The organism is Streptosporangium sp. 'caverna', assembly GCF_003203775.1.
Lineage (GTDB): Bacteria > Actinomycetota > Actinomycetes > Streptosporangiales > Streptosporangiaceae > Streptosporangium > Streptosporangium subroseum.
Genome location: NZ_CP029711.1, coordinates 7,891,996 through 7,910,802, shown reverse-complemented (window position 1 = coordinate 7,910,802; position 18,807 = coordinate 7,891,996). Strand labels below are relative to the sequence as shown.

General features: G+C 70.7%; 1 protein-coding gene (only partly in view). It reads left to right on the top strand.

Every position in this 18,807-nt window falls within one protein-coding gene, locus DKM19_RS52165, for a type I polyketide synthase (protein ID WP_239513729.1), read on the top strand. The gene is 42,117 nt long; 10,876 of those nucleotides lie to the left of the window and 12,434 to its right, leaving coding positions 10,877-29,683 in view (codon 3,626, partial, through codon 9,895, partial); the first codon wholly inside the window starts at nt 3. Both codon boundaries (start and stop) fall beyond the window edges.

Below are 18,807 nucleotides of genomic sequence, written 5' to 3'. Positions count from 1 at the left end.
TCTCTGGTCAGGGGTCGCAGCGGATCGGTATGGGCCGGGGTCTGTATGCGGCGTTCCCGGTGTTCGCGGATGCGTTCGATCAGGTGGCGTTGCATGTTGATGCCCATTTGGATCGGCCGCTGGCGGTCGTGTTGGCCGATTCCGATGAGGAGTTGATTCACCGGACGGGGTATGCGCAGCCGGCGTTGTTCGCCGTTGAGGTGGCGCTACATGCTCTGTTGCGGTCGTGGGGTGTGAGCCCTGATGTGCTGGTGGGGCATTCGATCGGGGAGATCGCTGCGGCGCAGGTGGCGGGGGTGTTGTCGCTGGCGGATGCGGCCACGCTGGTCACTGCCCGGGGCCGGCTCATGCAGGCGCTGCCCTCGGGCGGAGCGATGCTGGCGGTCGGGGCAGCCGAGGCGGATGTCCGGGCGCTGCTGGCCTCCGTGGGTGATGGCGAGGCGAACGATGGTGGTCTGGCCGCCATGGGCGGCGAGGAGTCGAGCGGTGGTGGCCTGGCCGTTGATGTTGCGGCGGTGAATGGTCCGGCGTCGGTGGTGGTGTCCGGGGTTGAGGCCGACATTGAGCGGGTCGCTGAGCTGGCTGGTGAGCGGGGTTGGAAGACTTCGCGGTTGCGGACGAGTCATGCGTTCCATTCGCGGTTGATGGAGCCGATGCTGGCGGAGTTCCGGGCGGTTGTGGCGCAGTTGAGTTTCGCTGAGCCGGTGGTTCCGGTGGTGTCGACGGTGACCGGTCGGCTGGTGGAGTCGGGGCTGTGGTCGGATCCGGAGTACTGGGTTGAGCAGGTGCGTCAGCCGGTCCGGTTCGCTGATGCGCTGGCCGTACTGGAGGGTGTCAGCCGGTTTGTGGAGTTGGGTCCGGATGGGGTGCTGGCCGCGCTGGTGCAGCAGCCGGATGCCGTCACGGTTCCGCTGTTGCGCCGGGAGCGTGATGAGGTCACCTCCGCGCTGACCGCGCTGGCGACCCTGCATGTCAACGGCGTTTCGGTGGACTGGTCGATGCTCTTTGCCGGGGTTCAACCGGTCGAGCTGCCGACGTACGCCTTCCAGCGCCAGCGGTACTGGCCCGACGAGGCACCTGCCGGCCGGGTTTCGGAGCCGGATCGGGATGACGCGGGCTTCTGGGCCACCGTCGAACGTGGCGACCTGCCGGCGTTGGCCGAACAGCTCGGAGTTGCGACCACCGCGCTCGAAGGCCTGGTCCCGGCGCTGGCGTCCTGGCGGGCGCGAGGCCGGGAACGGTCGTTGGTCGACGGCTGGCGGTACCGGGTCACCTGGGAGCCGGTGACCGTTCCGGTCGAGGCCCGGCTCGCCGGCGTGTGGGCGGTTGTCGGTGAGGACATCTACGGCCTCGGCGAGGTGCTGGCAGGACTGGGCGCGTCGGTGCTGCCGGTGACCGACCGGGAGCAACTGGCGGGGCTCGACGTTGCAGGCCTCGTCGCGTCGCCCACATCCCTGGTTGGCGCGCTCGGGTTGGTCCAGGCGCTGGTGGAGGCCGGGTGCCGGGCTCCGTTGTGGTTGGTGACTCGGGGTGCGGTGGCCACGGGGCGGGCGGATGGCGTGGTGGACGTCGATCAGGCGCAGCTCTGGGGCTTCGGTCGTGCGGTGGGGCTGGAGCATCCGGAGCTGTGGGGCGGCTTGCTGGATCTGCCCGAGGTGATCGATACCCGGGCTGCGGGCCGGATCAGGGCGGTACTGGCCGGCGCGCTCGGCATGGAGGACCAGCTCGCGGTGCGCAGCGGCGGCATCCTGGTCCGGCGGCTGGAGCACGCCCCAGCGAGTGCGGCCCCGGCCTGGCGTCCGCGTGGCACGGTGCTGGTTACCGGTGGTACCGGTGGGCTTGGTGCTGAGGTGGCTCGCTGGGCGGCGGCCAGTGGGGCCGAGCGGCTGGTGCTGGTCTCGCGGCGAGGTGTGGACGCGCCTGGAGCTGAGGCGCTGCTGACCGAGCTGCCGAACGCCGAGGTGCACGCCTGTGATCTGGCCGACCGGTCCGCGGTGGAGGCGTTGCTGGCGACGATCGGCCAGGTCAACGCGGTCGTGCACGCCGCCGGTGTCGGTGAGGACGTCGCGTTGGTGGACGCGGACGAGGAACACCTGCGTCGGGTGGTCGGCGGCAAGGTCGACGGGGCGTTGCACCTGGACGCGTTGGTCGGTGATGTCGATGCGTTTGTGGTGTTCTCATCGATCTCGGGGATCTGGGGGAGTGCGGAGCAGACTGCGTATGGGGCCGCCAACGCCGCGCTGGATGCCTTGATCGCCCGGCGCCGGGCAAGCGGCCTGCCGGGAACGGCCGTGGCCTGGGGCCCGTGGGCACAGGTCGGCATGGCCGCCGACGAGGAGGTGTCCGGCCAGCTGCGCCGTCGCGGCCTCACTCCGATGGACCCCGCCCGGGCGTTGACCGCGCTGGCGTTCGCCGTCGGGTCGGGTGAGGCGGCCGTGACGGTCGCGGATGTGCGGTGGGCGGAGTTCCTGCCGTTGTTCACCGCCGCTCGGTCGCGTCCGTTGCTGGCTGACCTGCCGGAGGCCTTGGTGCCGGCGGTCGCGCCCGGGTCTGGTTCGGGGTTGGCGGCGCGGTTGGCGGGGTTGGCTCCGGCGGAGCGGACGCGGAGTGTGCTGGATCTGGTGCGGGCCGAGGTGGCCGCTGTTTTGGGGCATTCCTCTGCTGGGGCGGTGGAGCCGGATCGGGCGTTCAAGGAGTTGGGTTTTGACTCGCTGACCGCGGTGGAGTTGCGGAACCGGTTGCAGGTCGCGACCGGGCTGGGGTTGCCGGCGACGTTGGTGTTCGATTATCCGAATGCCGAGCGGCTCGCCGCTTTTGTGCTGGGGCGTCTCGCGCCGAGCACGTTGGTGTCGGACGCCACCATCGCCGAGGTGATCGCACCCGCCGACGACGACCCGATCGTCATCGTCGGCATGGGACTCCGCCTCCCCGGCGGCGTCGACACTCCCCGGGCGCTCTGGGACCTGGTCGTCGCAGGCACCGACGCGATCGGTGGTTTTCCGACCGATCGGGGTTGGGATCTGGATGGGCTTTATCACCCGGATCCGGAGCATGCGGGTACCTCGTACGCCCGTGAGGGTGGGTTCCTGTACGACGCCGCGGAGTTTGACGCGGGGTTGTTTGGGATTTCGCCGCGTGAGGCGTTGGCGATGGATCCGCAGCAGCGGTTGCTGCTGGAGACCTCCTGGGAGGCGTTCGAGGCGGCCGGGGTCAGCCCGCTCGGCCTGCGAGGTGAGCCGGTCGGTGTGTTCGTCGGGGCCTCGTTCATGGGCTACGGGAGCGGACCAGTCGAGGCGGCCGATGGCGTCGAGGGGCATCTGCTGACCGGGACGGCGTCGTCGGTGATGTCGGGTCGTCTCTCCTACACCTTCGGGCTCGAAGGTCCGGCGGTAACGGTGGACACGGCGTGTTCGTCGTCGCTGGTGGCACTGCACCTGGCCGCGCAGGCGCTGCGGTCGGGCGAGTGCTCGATGGCCCTGGTCGGTGGCGTGACCGTGATGCCGAACGCGGATATCTTCGTGGAGTTCTCCCGGCAACAGGGTCTTTCCCCTGACGGCCGGTGTAAGTCCTTCGCCGCCGACGCGGACGGTACGGGCTGGGCCGAGGGTGCGGGCATGCTGCTGGTCGAGCGGCTGTCTGATGCCCGGCGGCTTGGCCACGAGGTCCTTGCGGTGGTGCGGGGTTCGGCGGTGAACCAGGACGGTGCGTCGAATGGGCTGACCGCGCCGAACGGTCCGTCGCAGCAGCGGGTGATCCGGACCGCGCTGGCCAATGCCGGTCTGTCCCCGGCTGAGGTGGACGTGGTGGAGGCACACGGCACCGGTACGACGCTGGGTGATCCGATCGAGGCGCAGGCGTTGCTGGCCACCTACGGCCAGGACCGGCAGACGCCGTTGTGGCTGGGGTCGGTGAAGTCGAACATCGGTCACACGCAGGCTGCGGCCGGTGTCGCGGGTATCGCGAAGATGGTGCTGGCCATGCGGCACGGTCTGCTGCCCGCGACGCTGCACGCGGAGCAGGCCTCATCGCACGTGGACTGGGCCTCCGGCGCGGTGTCGCTGCTCACGTCGGCGCAGCCGTGGGAGGCCGCTGACCGGCCGCGTCGAGCGGGTGTCTCGGCGTTCGGCGTCAGCGGGACGAACGCGCATGTGATCTTGGAGGAGGCTCCGGCCGTAGAGCCGGTTGCCGCGCCGACGCCGGTTGTGGATCTTCCGGTGGTGCCGGTGTTGCTGTCTGGGGCTGATGAGGCGGCGCTGCGGGCGCAGGCGGAGCGGCTGCTCGATCACCCTGGCGTGGACACCGCTCCGCTGGCGGAGTTGGGTGCGGCTTCGGTCCGGCGTGCCGCGCTGTCTCACCGGGCCGTCGTGCTCGCGGGCGATCGGGAAACGCTGGTCGAGGGTGTGCGTGGCGTTGCCGCCGGCACCGGTGGTTTGACCGGGGCCGTGGGTGCCGGCCGGGTGGCGTTCTTGTTCTCCGGTCAGGGATCACAGCGGATCGGTATGGGCCGGGGTCTGTATGAGACGTTCCCGGTGTTCGCGGATGCGTTCGATCAGGTGGCGTTGCACGTGGATGCCCATCTGGATCGGCCGTTGGCGGTCGTGTTGGCCGATTCCGATGAGGAGTTGATTCACCGGACGGGGTATGCGCAGCCGGCACTGTTCGCCGTTGAGGTGGCGCTACATGCTCTGTTGCGGTCGTGGGGTGTGAGCCCTGATGTGCTGGTGGGGCATTCGATCGGGGAGATCGCTGCGGCGCAGGTGGCGGGGGTGCTGTCGCTGGCGGATGCGGCCACGCTGGTGACTGCTCGGGGCCGGTTGATGCAGGCGCTGCCCTCGGGCGGGGCGATGCTGGCGGTCGGGGCGGCCGATGCGGACGTCCGGGCGCTGCTGGCCTCTGCGGGTGGTGGCGATGAGTCGAGTGGCGGCGAGTCGCGTGGCGGTGGCTTGGCCGCCGTGGGCGGCAATGAGTCGAACGGTGGTGGCGAGTCGAGCGGCGGCGGCCTGGCCGTCGTGGGCGGTGGCGAGTCGAGTGGCGGGGGCTTGGCTGTTGATGTTGCGGCGGTGAACGGTCCGGCGTCGGTGGTGGTCTCCGGGGTTGAGAGCGACATCGAGCGGGTCGCTGAGCTGGCGACGGAGCGGGGTTGGAAGATCTCGCGGTTGCGGACCAGTCATGCGTTCCATTCGCGTCTGATGGAGCCGATGCTGGCGGAGTTCCGGGCGGTTGTGGCGCAGTTGAGTTTCGCTGAGCCGGTGGTTCCGGTGGTGTCGACGGTGACCGGTCGGCCGGTGGAGTCGGGGCTGTGGTCGGATCCGGAGTACTGGGTTGAGCAGGTGCGTCAGCCGGTCCGGTTCGCTGATGCGATCGGTTCACTGGAGGGTGTCAGTAGGTTTGTGGAGTTGGGTCCGGATGGGGTGCTGGCTGCACTGGTGCAGCAGCCGGATGCCGTCACGGTTCCGCTGCTGCGCCGAGACCGGGATGAGGTCACCTCCGCGCTGACCGCGCTGGCGACCCTGCACGTCAACGGTGTTCCGGTGGACTGGTCGCAGCTCTTTGCCGGGGTTCAGCCGGTCGAGCTGCCGACGTATGCCTTCCAGCGGCAGCGCTACTGGCTGCGCACCCGCGCCGAAACGCCGGTCGCAGCGGCTGACGCCGGCTTCTGGGACCCGATCGACCGTGGCGACACCGTTGGGCTCGCCACCCGGCTGGGCGTTCCGGTCACCACGCTCGAACCGCTCCTGCCGGCGCTGGTGTCCTGGCGGGCCCGTGGCCGGGAGCGGTCGTTGGTCGATGGGTGGCGTTACCGGGTTACCTGGAAGCCCGTCACCGACCTGGCCGAGGCGGCGCCCCACGGGACCTGGGCTCTCATCGGTGATGACGTGCTGGGAGCAGCCGATGCGTTGGGACTTGCCGAGGCGCTGACGGGGATGGGCGCCGAGGCCGTGGTCGTGCCGCTTGGCGACCGTACTGACCTGGCCGTGCGTCTGTGTGAGTTGGCACCCACCGGGGTCCTTGTGCTGCCGTCGGTTGCTCTCACCGGTGTGTTGACGGTTGTTCAGGCTTTGGCGGACGTCGCAGGCCGGGCTCCGTTGTGGTTGGTGACTCGGGGCGCGGTGGCTGCGGGACGGGCGGACGGTGCGCCGGATGTCGCACAGGCCGCGAAGTGGGGCCTGGGCCGGGTGATCGGTCTGGAGCACCCGGAGCGCTGGGGCGGCCTGCTGGACCTGCCGGAAGCTCTTGATGCCCGGGCGGTCGCGCGGTTTGGTGCGGTGCTGGCTGGGGCGCTCGGTGCCGAGGATCAGGTTGCGGTGCGCAGCGGTGGGGTCTTGGTCCGGCGGCTGGTAGCAGCCCCGGCGACCGGCGGAGACACCTGGCATCCGCGTGGCACGGTGTTGATCACTGGTGGTACCGGCGGGCTCGGCGCGGAGGTGGCTCGGTGGGCGGCGGCGAACGGGGCCGAGCGGCTGGTGCTGGTCTCGCGGCGCGGTCTGGACGCGCCCGGAGCGGAGGCGCTGCTCGCCGAACTTCCCAGTGCCGAGGCGCACGCCTGCGATCTGGCCGACCCGTCGGCGGTCGAGGGGTTGCTGGCGACGATCGGCCAGGTCGACGCTGTGGTGCACGCCGCCGGTGTGGCCGAGGACGCCGAGTTGGTCGACGCCGATGCCGCGCATCTGAACCGGGTGCTGTCCGGCAAGGTCGACGGGGCCCTGTACCTGGACGCGTTGGTCGGTGACGTTGACGCGTTTGTGGTGTTCTCGTCGATCTCCGGGATCTGGGGGAGTGCGGAGCAGGCGGCGTATGGGGCCGCGAACGCCGCGTTGGATGCCTTGATCGCGCGGCGGCGGGCGAGTGGTCTGCCGGGTACGGCTGTGGCTTGGGGTCCGTGGGCTCAGGTCGGTATGGCCGCCGATGATGAGACCGCCGCTCAGCTGCGGCGGCGTGGCTTGACGCCGATCGAGCCCGGGCTCGCGCTCGCCGCGCTGGCCGGCGCGGTCGGCGCGGGTGAGGAGTCGGTCACGGTGGCGGATGTGCGGTGGGCGGAGTTCCTGCCGCTGTTCACAGCCAGCCGGGCTCGGCCGTTCTTCGCGGACCTCTCGGCCGCCCAGGCCCTTGCCACCCCAGCAACGCACGGCGGCCCCGCGGTGTCCGCATTCGCGCAGCGGCTGGCCGGCCTGGCCGCCGCCGACCGGGAACGACTCGTCGCCGAGGTGGTGCGTACGCACGTCGCCGCGGTGCTGGGTCACGCGTCCAGCGAGGCGGTGGCACCCAGCCGGGCGTTCAAGGAGCTGGGCTTCGACTCGCTCACCGCAGTGGAGCTGCGCAACCGGCTGCAGGCCGCGACCGGCTTGGCTCTGCCGGCCACGCTCGCCTTCGACCACCCGAGCGCGGCCCGGCTCGCCGACTTCCTGTTGAGCCAGGTCACCGGCCCGGACGCGGCTTCGGCGGACGCCCGCACCCCGGTCGTCTCGATCGACGATGACCCGATCGTGATCGTTGGTATGGGGTTGCGGTTGCCTGGTGGGGTGGAGACGCCTGAGCAGTTCTGGGATTTGGTTGCTGCGGGTGGGGATGGGATCGGGGCGTTCCCGACTGATCGGGGTTGGGATCTGGATGGGCTTTATCATCCGGATCCTGATCATGTAGGGACGTTTTATGCCCGTGAGGGTGGGTTCCTGTATGGCGCGGGTGAGTTTGATGCGGGGTTGTTTGGGATTTCGCCGCGTGAGGCGTTGGCGATGGATCCGCAGCAGCGGTTGTTGCTGGAGACCTCGTGGGAGGCGTTTGAGGCGGCCGGGGTCAGCCCGCTTGGGCTGCAGGGTGAGCCGGTGGGTGTGTTCGTGGGTGCGACGGCGATGGGGTACGGGGTTGGCCCGGTCGAGTCCGCTGAGGGTAGTGAGGGGATCGAGGGGCATCTGCTGACGGGAACGGCGTCGTCGGTGATGTCGGGTCGTCTCTCCTACACCTTCGGTCTTGAGGGGCCGGCGGTGACGGTGGACACGGCGTGTTCGTCGTCGCTGGTGGCGTTGCACCTGGCCGCGCAGGCGTTGCGGTCGGGTGAGTGCTCGATGGCGCTGGTCGGTGGCGTGACGGTGATGCCGACCGCGGATGTGTTCGTGGAGTTCTCCCGGCAGCGGGGTCTCGCCCCCGACGGCCGGTGCAAGTCCTTCGCCGCGGAGGCTGATGGGACGGGCTGGGCCGAGGGTGCGGGCATGCTGCTGGTCGAGCGGCTGTCTGATGCCCGGCGGCTTGGCCACGAGGTCCTCGCGGTGGTGCGGGGTACGGCGGTGAATCAGGATGGTGCGTCGAATGGGCTGACCGCGCCGAACGGTCCGGCCCAGCAGCGGGTGATCCGGCAGGCCCTGGCCAATGCCGGTCTGTCCTCGTCCGAGGTGGACGTGGTGGAGGCACACGGCACAGGAACGACGCTGGGTGACCCGATTGAGGCGCAGGCGTTGCTGGCGACCTACGGCCAGGACCGAGAGACGCCGTTGTGGCTGGGGTCGGTGAAGTCGAACATCGGCCACACCCAGGCCGCGGCCGGTGTCGCCGGTATCGCGAAGATGGTTTTGGCGATGCGGCATGAGAGTCTGCCTGCCACTTTGCATGCGGAGCGGTTGTCTCCGCATGTGGACTGGGCCTCTGGTGCGGTGTCGTTGCTGACGGAGGCACAGCCCTGGCCGACCGCTGACCGGCCGCGTCGAGCGGGCGTTTCGGCGTTCGGTGTCAGTGGCACGAACGCGCATGTGATCTTGGAGGAGGCTCCGGCCGTAGAGCCGGTTGCCGCGCCGACGCCGGTTTCGGACCTGCCGGTGGTGCCGGTGCTGCTGTCGGGGGCGGATGGCGCGGCGCTGCGCGCCCAGGCGCAGCGGCTGCTCGACCATCCCGGTGTGGATACCGCTCCGCTGGCAGGGTTGGGCGTCGCCACCGTGCGGCGGGCTGTTCTGGCGCATCGGGCGGTGGTGCTCGCGGGTGACGCTGAGGCGTTGACCGGTGGTCTTGCCGCGGTCGCGGCTGGGGCCGGTGCGGTGCGCGGGGTGGCCGGCACCGGTCGGGTGGCGTTCTTGTTCTCCGGTCAGGGATCACAGCGGATCGGTATGGGCCGGGGTCTGTACGAGACGTTCCCGGTGTTCGCGGATGCGTTCGACCAGGTGGCGTTGCACGTGGATGCCCATCTGGATCGGCCGCTGGCGGTCGTGTTGGCCGATTCCGATGAGGAGTTGATTCACCGGACCGGGTATGCGCAGCCGGCACTGTTCGCCGTTGAGGTGGCGCTACATGCTCTGTTGCGGTCGTGGGGTGTGAGCCCTGATGTGCTGGTGGGGCATTCGATCGGGGAGATCGCTGCGGCGCAAGTGGCGGGGGTGCTCTCGCTGGCGGATGCGGCCACACTGGTCACCGCCCGGGGCCGGCTCATGCAGGCGCTGCCCTCGGGCGGAGCGATGCTCGCGGTCGGGGCGGCGGAGGCGGATGTCCGGGCGCTGCTGGCCTCTGCGGGTGGTGGCGATGAGTCGAGTGGCGGTGAGTCGCGTGGCGGTGGCTTGGCTGCCGTGGGCGGCGATGAGTCGAACGGTGGTGGCGAGTCGAGCGGCGGCGGTCTGGCCGTCGTGGGTGGTGGCGAGTCGAGCGGCAGGGGCTTGGCTGTTGATGTTGCGGCGGTGAATGGTCCGGCGTCGGTGGTGGTGTCCGGGGTTGAGGCCGACATTGAGCGGGTCGCTGAGCTGGCCGGTGAGCGGGGTTGGAAGACTTCGCGGTTGCGGACGAGTCATGCGTTCCATTCGCGGTTGATGGAGCCGATGCTGGCGGAGTTCGCCGAGGTTGTCCGTGGGTTGAGTTTCGCTGAGCCGTTGGTTCCGGTGGTGTCGACGGTGACCGGTCGGCCGGTGGAGTCGGGGCTGTGGTCGGATCCGGAGTACTGGGTTGAGCAGGTGCGTCAGCCGGTCCGGTTCGCTGACGCGATCGGTTCGCTGGAGGGTGTCAGTAGGTTTGTGGAGTTGGGTCCGGACGGGGTGCTGGCCGCGCTGGTGCAGCAGTCGGATGCCGTCGCGGTTCCGCTGCTGCGCCGGGAGCGTGATGAGGTCACCTCCGCGCTGACCGCGCTGGCGACCCTGCATGTCAACGGTGTTCCGGTGGACTGGTCGCAGCTCTTTGCCGGGGTTCAGCCGGTCGAGTTGCCGACGTATGCCTTCCAGCGGCAGCGCTACTGGCTGCGAGCAGCGGTGCCCGCTCGCTCCGCGGAACCGGTGGAGGCCGGCTTCTGGAACGCCGTCGAGCAGGGCGATCTCCCCGCCCTCGCAGCCGAGCTGGGTGTCGACGCCGAGGCCGTGGCCACCATGCTGCCCGCGCTGTCGACCTGGCGGGCGCGAGGCCGCGAGCGGTCCCAGATCGACGGCTGGCGCTACCGCGTCACCTGGAAGCCGGTCGCCGATCCCGGCCCGGCTCCGCTCGAGGGCACCTGGTTGCTGCTCGGCGGGGACGGCGGGGACGGCGGGGACGCTGCCGCGCTGACCGAGGCCCTGACCGGCCACGGCGCGACCGTACTCCGGCTGGAGACCGGGACGCGGACCGAACTGGCCGACCGGCTGCGGACGCTCGACACGCCGATCACCGGCGTGCTCGCGCCGGCCGGCCCGCTCACCGGGACGCTCGCGGTCGTCCAGGCGCTCGGCGACGCCGACGTCGTGGCGCCGCTCTGGCTGCTCACCCGTGGCGCGGTCGCGACCGGCGCCGCCGACCCGGCAGCCCACCCGCTCCAGGCGGAGTTCTGGGGCTTCGGCCGGGTCGTCGGTCTGGAGCACCCCGACCGTTGGGGTGGCCTGATCGACCTCCCCGAGCGGCTCGACCCGCGTGCGGCCGCCCGCCTGGTCGCCGTCCTCGCCGGGCGTCTGGGCGACGAGACCGAAGTCGCCGTCCGCGGCGCCGGGCTGCTGGCCCGCCGCTTGACCCCGGCGCCGCAACGCCCCGGGAGCGGTTGGGAACCGCGCGGGACGGTCCTGGTCACCGGCGGTACCGGCGGCCTCGGCCGACAGGTCGCCCGGTGGGCCGCGGAGCACGGTGCCCGCCGGGTCGTGCTCGTCAGCCGGCGAGGGGCCGCGGCGGACGGCGTCCGTGATCTGACGGCGGAGTTCACGAACATCGAGGCGCGCGCCTGCGACCTGACCGACCGGTCCGCGGTCGCGACGCTGGTGCGGGAGTTCGACGGCGAACCCGATCTGGCGATTGTGCACGCCGCCGGGGTACTGGACGACGGCGTGATCGCCGGACTCGACCCGGCCCGGCTCGACGCGGTGCTGGCGAGCAAGGCCGGCGCGGCCTGGCAGCTGCACGAGCTCACCGAACACCGGCCACTCTCGGCGTTCGTGCTGTTCTCCTCGACGGCCGGCGTTTTCGGCAACCCGGGCCAGGCCAACTACGCCGCCGCCAACGCGGCGCTCGACGCGCTCGCGGAGTACCGCAAGGTGCTGGGGTTGCCCGCGACTTCGATCGCCTGGGGACCCTGGGCCGATGCCGGCATGATGGCCGACCACGGGGGCTCAGCGCAGTTCCGTCGTGCCGGCCTTTCGCTGCTGCGCCCCGCATCGGCGCTGGCCGCACTGGCCGCCGCGGTGGGCAGCGGCGAACCGACGGTGGTTGTCGCGGACGTGCGCTGGGAGCGGTTCGCCGCCGAGCTGGGCGCGGTCCGGCCGGCGTCGGTCCTGGCCGACCTGCCCGAGCTGCGGGCGCCAGGTCGAGAGGTGATGGTGACCGGTCGGCTGCTGCTGGCCGTACGGCTGGCGGACCTCTCGCCCGCCGAGGCGCGCCGGACGGTCCTGACCGAGGTCCGCGACCAGGCCGCGGCCGTGCTTGGACACTCCTCCGCCGACGCGGTGGCACCCGATCGCTCGTTCCAGGAACTCGGGCTGGACTCGTTGACCGCGATGGAACTGCGCAACCGGCTGGCCGCCGCGACCGGGCTCACGCTGCCGGCGACGCTGGTCTTCGACTATCCGGACTCCGAGCGGCTGACCACGTTCCTGCTCGGTCAGCTCGTCGGCGCGTTGCCCGCGGCGTCACCGGCCGCCTTGGTCGCGTCGGCCACCGACGATCCGATCGTCATCGTCGGGCTGGCCTGCCGGTTCCCGGGTGATGCGGACACTCCCAAGGCGCTCTGGGACCTCCTGGTCTCCGGCACCGACGCGATCGGCGCCTTCCCCACGGACCGCGGGTGGGACCTGGACGCGCTCTACCACCCGGACCCGGACCACCCCGGCACCACGTACACGCGTGAAGGTGGCTTCGTGTCCGACGCGGCCGAATTCGATGCGGGGTTGTTCGGGATCTCGCCGCGTGAGGCGTTGGCGATGGATCCGCAGCAGCGGTTGCTGCTGGAGACCTCCTGGGAGGCGTTCGAGCGGGCCGGGATCGATCCGCTGTCGTTGCGCGGTGAGCAGGTCGGTGTGTTCGCCGGCACGAACGGTCAGGACTACGTCGCGCTGCTGGACGACGGACTCGAGGACGTCGCGGGCTCCGTCGGGCACATCGGCACCGGCAACGCGGCGAGCGTACTGTCCGGCCGGGTCTCCTACACGTTCGGTCTTGAGGGGCCGGCGGTGACGGTGGACACGGCGTGTTCGTCGTCGCTGGTGGCTCTGCATCTGGCCGCGCAGGCGTTGCGGTCGGGTGAGTGTTCGATGGCGCTGGTCGGCGGCGTGACCGTGATGGCGACCCCGACCGCATTCCTGGACTTCAGCCACCAGCGCGGGCTGGCCGCCGACGGCCGGTGCAAGTCGTTTGCCGCCGACGCGGACGGCACCACCTGGGGCGAGGGCGCCGGGGTGTTCGTGGTCGAGCGGTTGTCGTCGGCGCGGGCGGCGGGGCGTTCGGTGCTCGCGGTGGTGCGGGGTACGGCGGTCAACCAGGACGGTGCGTCGAATGGGCTGACCGCGCCGAATGGGCCGTCGCAGCAGCGGGTGATTAGGCAGGCTCTGGCCAATGCCGGTCTGTTCTCGTCCGAGGTGGATGCGGTGGAGGCGCACGGGACCGGCACGACGCTGGGTGATCCGATCGAGGCGCAGGCGTTGCTGGCCACCTACGGTCAGGATCGGGAGACGCCGTTGTGGCTGGGGTCGGTGAAGTCGAACATCGGCCACACCCAAGCCGCGGCCGGCGCGGCCGGTATCGCGAAGATGGTGCTGGCTCTGCAGCACGAGACCCTGCCCGCCACCCTGCATGCGGAGCAGGCCTCGCCGCACGTCAACTGGGCCTCCGGCGCGGTGTCACTGTTGACCGAGGCGCAGCCGTGGCCGGCCGGGGTTCGGCCGCGTCGGGCGGGTGTGTCCGCCTTCGGGATCAGCGGCACGAACGCCCACGTGATCCTGGAAGAGGCTCCGGCCGACGAGCCCGTGGACACTCCGGCGCCGTTGCCGATCGTGCCGGTGCTGCTGTCCGGGGCGAATGAGGCGGCGCTGCGGGCCCAGGCGCAGCGGCTGCTCGACCATCCCGGTGTGGATACCGCTCCGCTGGCGGGGTTGGGCGTCGCCACCGTGGGGCGGGCTGTTCTGGCGCATCGGGCGGTGGTGCTTGCCGGTGACGTCGAGGCGTTGACCGGTGGTCTTGCCGCGGTCGCGGCTGGGGCCGGTGCGGTGCGTGGAGTGGCCGGTGCCGGCCGGGTGGCGTTCTTGTTCTCTGGTCAGGGGTCGCAGCGGATCGGTATGGGCCGGGGTCTGTATGCGGCGTTCCCGGTGTTTGCGGATGTGTTTGATCAGGTGGCGTTGCATGTGGAGGCGCATCTGGATCGGCCGTTGGTGGATGTCTTGGCCGATGAGGAGTTGATTCATCGGACGGGGTATGCGCAGCCGGCGTTGTTCGCCGTTGAGGTGGCGCTGCACGCGTTGTTGTCGCACTGGGGTGTGAGCCCTGATGTGGTGGTGGGGCATTCGATCGGGGAGATCGCTGCGGCGCAGGTGGCGGGGGTGTTGTCGCTGGCGGATGCGGCCACGCTGGTCACCGCCCGGGGCCGGCTCATGCAGGCCCTGCCCTCGGGTGGGGCGATGCTCGCCATTGGAGCGGCGGAGGCGGATGTCCGAGCGCTCCTGGCCTCCGCGGGTGGCGGCGGTGAGTCGAGTGGTGGTGGCTTGGCCTCCGTGGGCGGCGAGGAGTCGAGCGGCGGTGGCCTGGCCGTTGATGTTGCGGCGGTGAATGGTCCGGCGTCGGTGGTGGTGTCCGGGGTTGAGGCCGACATTGAGCGGGTCGCTGAGCTGGCTGGTGAGCGGGGTTGGAAGACTTCGCGGTTGCGGACGAGTCATGCGTTCCATTCGCGGTTGATGGAGCCGATGCTGGCGGAGTTCCGGGCGGTTGTGGCGCAGTTGAGTTTCGCTAAGCCGGTGGTTCCGGTGGTGTCGACGGTGACCGGTCGGCTGGTGGAGTCGGGGCTGTGGTCGGATCCGGAGTACTGGGTTGAGCAGGTGCGTCAGCCGGTCCGGTTCGCTGATGCGCTGGCCGCGTTGGAGGGTGTTAGCCGGTTTGTGGAGTTGGGTCCGGACGGGGTGTTGGCTGCGCTGGTGCAGCAGTCGGATGCCGTCGCGGTTCCGCTGTTGCGCCGGGACCGGGATGAGGTCACCTCCGCGCTGACCGCGCTGGCGATCCTGCATGTCAACGGCGTGCCGGTGGACTGGTCGACGCTGTTCGGCCGGGTTCGGAGCGCGGACCTGCCGACGTACCCGTTCCAGCGGGAGCGGTTCTGGCCCGCGAAGGGGCTCAAGCCCCGCGGCGACCGTGACGAGGACGGGTTCTGGGCGGCGGTCGAGGACGGCGACGTCGGCACCCTCGCCGACCGCCTCGGCGTGGAGACCACAGCGCTGGCGAGCCTGGTCCCCGCGCTGGTCGCCTGGCGCGCACGGGGCCGGGAGCGCTCGTTGATCGACGGATGGCGCTACCGCGTCACCTGGAAACCCGCCACTGTCGCGGGCCAGGGACGGCTCACCGGGACCTGGGTGCTGGTCGGCGACGACCGTTTCGGCCTCGCCGAGGTGCTCGCCGGGCTCGGCGCGGCCGTTACGGCGGTGCCGGCGGGTTCCCGCGCCGAGCTGGCGGCTCGGCTGGCCGGGCTGGAAGCGTCCGGCGTGGTCTCGGTGCTCGGCTCGGTTGATGAGACGCTTTCGCTGGTCCAGGCCTTGGCGGACGTCGCAGGCCGGGCTCCGTTGTGGTTGGTGACTCGGGGTGCGGTGGCCACGGGGCGGGCGGATGGCGTGGTGGACGTCGATCAGGCTGCCTTGTGGGGCTTCGGTCGTGCGGTGGGTCTGGAGCATCCGGAGCTGTGGGGCGGCTTGCTGGATCTGCCCGAGGCGATCGATACCCGGGCTGCGGGCCGCCTTGGTGCGATCCTGGGCGGCGCCTTGGACGTGGAGGACCAGGTCGCGCTCCGCAGCGGTGGGGTGCTTGTCCGGCGCCTCGCGCATGCGCCGGCCGGTGCCGCCCGGGCGTGGCAGCCGCGTGGCACGGTGCTGATCACTGGAGGCACGGGTGGGCTGGGTGCCGAGGTGGCGCGGTGGGCGGCGGCGAACGGGGCCGAGCGGCTGGTGCTGGTCTCGCGTCGGGGCGTGGCCGCGCCGGGTGTTGCGGAGCTGCTGGCCGAGCTGCCGAACGCCGAGGTGCACGCCTGTGATCTGGCCGACCGGTCCGCGGTGGAGGCGTTGCTCGACACGGTCGGGGATGTCGACGCTGTGGTGCACGCGGCCGGCATCGTCGAGGACGTGCCGCTGGCCGACGCCGACCAGGCTCATCTGGACCGCGTGATCCGCGGCAAGGTCGACGGGGCCCTGCACCTGGACGCGTTGGTCGGTGATGTCGATGCGTTCGTGGTGTTCTCGTCGATCTCGGCGACCTGGGGCAGCGGTCGGCAGGCCGCGTATGGGGCGGCGAACACCGCCCTCGACGGTCTGATTCTGCGCCGCCGAGCCGCCGGGCTTCCCGGCACCTCGATCGCTTGGGGCCCCTGGGCTCGCGTCGGCATGGCCGCCGACGCCGAAGCCGCCACCGCGCTCCGCCGGCAGGGTCTGGTCGGGATGGACCCGCAGCACGCGGTGGCCGCGCTGGCCCAGGCCGTGGGCACCGGGGACGACCTGGTCACGGTCGCGGATGTGCGGTGGGCGGAGTTCCTGCCGTTGTTCACCGCCGCTCGGTCGCGTCCGTTGCTGGCTGACCTGCCGGAGGCCTTGGTGCCGGCGGTCGCGCCCGGGTCTGGTTCGGGGTTGGCGGCGCGGTTGGCGGGGTTGGCTCCGGCGGAGCGGACGCGGAGTGTGCTGGATCTGGTGCGGGCCGAGGTGGCCGCTGTTTTGGGGCATTCCTCTGCTGGGGCGGTGGAGCCGGATCGGGCGTTCAAGGAGTTGGGTTTTGACTCGCTGACCGCGGTGGAGTTGCGGAACCGGTTGCAGGTCGCGACCGGGCTGGGGTTGCCGGCGACGTTGGTGTTCGATTATCCGAATGCCGAGCGGCTCGCTGCTTTTGTGCTGGGGCGTCTCGCGCCGAGCACGTTGGTGTCGGACGCCACCATCGCCGAGGTGATCGCACCCGCCGACGACGACCCGATCGTCATCGTTGGTATGGGGTTGCGGTTGCCTGGTGGGGTGGAGACGCCTGAGCAGTTCTGGGATTTGGTTGCTGCGGGTGGGGATGGGATCGGGGCGTTCCCGACTGATCGGGGTTGGGATCTGGATGGGCTTTATCACCCGGATCCTGATCATGTGGGGACGTTTTATGCCCGTGAGGGTGGGTTTTTGTATGGCGCGGGTGAGTTTGATGCGGGGTTGTTTGGGATTTCGCCGCGTGAGGCGTTGGCGATGGATCCGCAGCAGCGGTTGCTGCTGGAGACCTCGTGGGAGGCGTTCGAGGCGGCCGGGGTCAGCCCGCTCGGTTTGCAGGGTGAGCCGGTCGGTGTGTTCGTGGGTGCGACGGCGATGGGGTACGGGGTCGGCCCGGTCGAGTCCGCTGAGGGTAGTGAGGGGATCGAGGGGCATCTGCTGACCGGGACGGCGTCGTCGGTGATGTCGGGTCGTCTCTCCTACACCTTCGGTCTTGAGGGGCCGGCGGTGACGGTGGACACGGCGTGTTCGTCGTCGCTGGTGGCTCTGCATCTGGCCGCGCAGGCGTTGCGGTCGGGTGAGTGCTCGATGGCGCTGGTCGGTGGCGTGACGGTGATGCCGACCGCGGATGTGTTCGTGGAGTTTTCTCGGCAGCGGGGTCTCGCCCCCGACGGCCGGTGCAAGTCCTTCGGAGAGGGCGCGGACGGCACTGGCTGGTCGGAAGGCGTCGGCGTGCTCGTGGTCGAGCGGTTGTCGTCGGCGCGGGCGGCGGGGCGTTCGGTGCTCGCGGTGGTGCGGGGTACGGCGGTGAATCAGGATGGTGCGTCGAATGGGCTGACCGCGCCGAACGGTCCGTCGCAGCAGCGGGTGATCCGGCAGGCCCTGGCCAATGCCGGTCTGTCCTCGTCCGAGGTGGACGTGGTGGAGGCGCACGGGACCGGTACGACGCTGGGTGATCCGATTGAGGCGCAGGCGTTGCTGGCGACCTATGGTCAGGATCGGCAGACGCCGTTGTGGCTGGGGTCGGTGAAGTCGAACATCGGTCACACGCAGGCCGCGGCCGGTGTTGCGGGTATCGCGAAGATGGTTTTGGCGATGCGGCATGAGAGTCTGCCTGCCACTTTGCATGCGGAGCGGTTGTCTCCGCATGTGGACTGGGCCTCTGGCTCGGTATCGCTGCTGACGGAGGCACAGCCGTGGCCGGCCGGAGAGCGGCCGCGTCGAGCGGGCGTTTCGGCGTTCGGCGTCAGCGGGACGAACGCGCACGTCATTCTTGAAGAGGCCCCGGCGGTTGATCCTTCCGACCAGGTCGCAGAGGTCCTGCCGGTGGTGCCGGTGTTGCTGTCTGGGGCTGATGAGGCGGCGCTGCGGGCGCAGGCGGAGCGGCTGCTCGATCACCCTGGCGTGGATGCTGTTTCGCTGGCGGAGTTGGGTGCGGCTTCGGTCCGGCGTGCCGCGCTGTCTCACCGGGCGGTTGTGCTCGCGGGCGATCGGGAAACGCTGGTCGAGGGTGTGCGTGGCGTTGCCGCCGGCACCGGTGGTTTGACCGGGGCCGTGGGTGCCGGCCGGGTGGCGTTCTTGTTCTCCGGTCAGGGATCACAGCGGATCGGTATGGGCCGGGGTCTGTATGCGGCGTTCCCGGTGTTCGCGGATGCGTTCGATCAGGTGGCGTTGCACGTGGATGCCCATCTGGATCGGCCGTTGGCGGTCGTGTTGGCCGATTCCGATGAGGAGTTGATTCACCGGACCGGGTATGCGCAGCCGGCACTGTTCGCCGTTGAGGTGGCGCTACATGCTCTGTTGCGGTCGTGGGGTGTGAGCCCTGATGTGCTGGTGGGGCATTCGATCGGGGAGATCGCTGCGGCACAGGTGGCGGGGGTGCTGTCGCTGGCGGATGCGGCCACCCTGGTGACTGCTCGGGGCCGGTTGATGCAGGCGCTGCCCTCGGGCGGAGCGATGCTGGCGGTCGGGGCGGCCGAGGCGGATGTCCGGGCGCTGCTGGCCTCTGCGGGTGGTGGCGATGAGTCGAGTGGCGGCGAGTCGCGTGGCGGTGGCTTGGCCGCCGTGGGCGGCAATGAGTCGAACGGTGGTGGCGAGTCGAGCAGCGGCGGCCTGGCCGTCGTGGGCAGCAATGAGTCGAACGGTAGTGGCGAGTCGAGTGGCGGCGGTCTGGCCGTCGACATCGCGGCGGTGAACGGTCCGGCGTCGGTGGTGGTGTCCGGGGCCGAGGCCGACATTGAGCGGGTCGCCGAGC